The 2,460-nt window shown below is 47.9% G+C and carries 1 protein-coding gene; it reads left to right on the top strand.

Annotation, left to right across the window (positions count from 1 at the left end):
• A partial coding sequence (locus AB4653_RS20825; protein ID WP_372105222.1) for a chitinase C-terminal domain-containing protein occupies nt 1-2,460 on the top strand: 2,460 nt, incomplete at both ends.

Genomic DNA, 2,460 nt, shown 5'->3' with positions numbered 1-2,460 from the left:
GGTTGTTGCTACAGACAATGAAGGCGCGGCTAGCTTAGCGAGCGCGGTCTCTATTTCTGTCGATTCAGTTACACCTGGAAATGAAGCGCCGACAGTATCGGTTGCGCTTTCTGCATCTTCGGTTGATGTTGGTGGTGTGGTAACGCTTACCGCAACGGCAACAGACAGCGATGGTACGGTTGATAAGGTCGATTTTTATGTGGCAGGTTCTTTAGTCGGAACGGCTGCGACAAGCCCATACACGCTTAACTACACAACCACTCAAGCGGGTTCTTTAGCGGTTTACGCAAAAGCGACTGACAATCAAGGCGCAACGACAGATTCAGCGCTGGCTTCTTTGACGGTGAATGGCGTACCAACGGTGAGCACTTGTCGACCTGATGGCTTGTATCAAACTCAAGGTGTCGATGTTCCTTATTGTACGATTTACGATGATGAAGGCCGTGAGAAAATGGGCGCGGATCACCCACGTCGTGTCATTGGTTACTTCACCAGCTGGCGTGCAGGGGATGACCCACAAGCTGCTTACCTAGTAAATGACATTCCTTGGGAACAACTCACACACATTAACTACGCTTTCGTGAGCATCGGCTCAGATGGCAAAGTAAACGTGGGTGATGTGAACGATCCGAACAACGCAGCGGTTGGTAAAGAGTGGCCGGGCGTGGAAGTTGACCCAGCATTAGGCTTCAAAGGTCACTTCGGTGCATTAGCGACAGCGAAGAAAAAACACGATGTTAAGACTTTAATCTCAATCGGTGGTTGGGCGGAGACCGGTGGCCACTTCGCCACTGATGGTAGCCGAGTGGCTGATGGTGGTTTCTATACCATGACGACCAATGCTGACGGTTCTATTAACCATCAAGGTATCGAAACATTCGCAACTTCAGCGGTTGAAATGCTTCGTAAATACCAGTTCGATGGTCTAGATATCGATTACGAATACCCGACGTCAATGGCGGGCGCAGGTAATCCGTACGATAAAGACTTTATGGAACCACGTCGTCAATACCTATGGGCTTCTTACCAAGTGTTGATGAAAGTGTTGCGTGAGAAGCTTGATGCAGCCTCTTCGCAAGATGGCAATCACTACATGTTAACGATCGCGGCGCCTTCTTCGGGTTACCTACTGCGTGGTATGGAAACATTCGATGTAACCAAATATCTCGATTACGTAAATATCATGTCTTATGACCTTCACGGTGCGTGGAACGATCACGTAGGCCATAACGCTGCGTTGTTTGATACAGGTAAAGATTCAGAGTTAGCACAGTGGAACGTATACGGCACAGCGGCTTACGGCGGTATCGGTTACCTGAATACGGATTGGGCCTACCACTACTTCCGTGGTTCTATGCCAGCAGGTCGTATTAACATCGGTGTGCCTTACTACACACGTGGTTGGCAAGGTGTAACTGGTGGTGAGAATGGTCTTTGGGGCCGAGCAGCACTGCCAAACCAAGCTGAATGTTCAGCAGGTACTGGTGAAGGCGAGAAGAACAACTGTGGCCATGGCGCAATTGGTATCGATAACATGTGGCACGATACTGATCCGAAAGGCAACGAAATGGGTGCAGGTTCAAACCCAATGTGGCATGCGAAGAACTTAGAGAAAGGCATTTGGGGTTCTTATGCAGCAGCTTACAAGCTTGATCCTGTTAACGATCCTTCAGATGTTCTAATGGGGACTTACACGCGTAACTATGACAGCGTGGCTGTTGCTCCTTGGTTGTGGAACGCAGAGAAGGGCGTATTCCTTTCAACGGAAGATAAAGATTCTATCGATGTGAAAGCCGATTACGTTATCGACAAAGAAATCGGTGGCATCATGTTCTGGGAACTAGCAGGGGATTACAACTGTTACGTACTCGATGCGAACGGTAACCGAACTTCAATCGATACAACCGAACAGGCGTGTAATAGCGGAAACGGTGAGTTCCATATGGGTAACACTATGACGAAAGCTATCTACGATAAGTTTAAGTCAGCTACTCCATATGGAAACAAGGTTGCAACGGGTGCTATCCCAACGGAAGCATTAGATATTACTGTTTCTGTAGGTGGCTTCAAAGTCGGTGATCAAAACTATCCAATTAACCCTAAGATCACGTTTACAAACAATACAGGTCAAGCGCTTCCTGGTGGTACTGAGTTCCAGTTCGATATCCCAGTGTCTGCACCTGATAACGCAAAAGATCAATCGGGCGGTGGTTTGTCTGTGATTGCTTCTGGTCACACTCGTGCCAATAATATTGGTGGTCTAGATGGTCCGATGCACAGAGTAGCGTTTACATTACCTGCATGGAAAGAGCTTCCTGCTGGTGGTGTGTATGAACTCGATATGGTTTATTACTTGCCAATTTCTGGCCCTGCAAACTATACAGTGAATGTGAATAGTGTCGATTATGCATTTAGCTTTGAGCAGCCGGATCTACCACTGATATCACCCAGTGGTAGATC

It is taken from the genome of Vibrio sp. 10N.222.48.A3, from assembly GCF_041475345.1.
Taxonomy (GTDB): domain Bacteria; phylum Pseudomonadota; class Gammaproteobacteria; order Enterobacterales; family Vibrionaceae; genus Vibrio; species Vibrio tasmaniensis_A.
The sequence above is the reverse complement of the archived record's forward strand: the minus strand, read 5'-3'. Positions and strand labels throughout refer to the sequence as shown.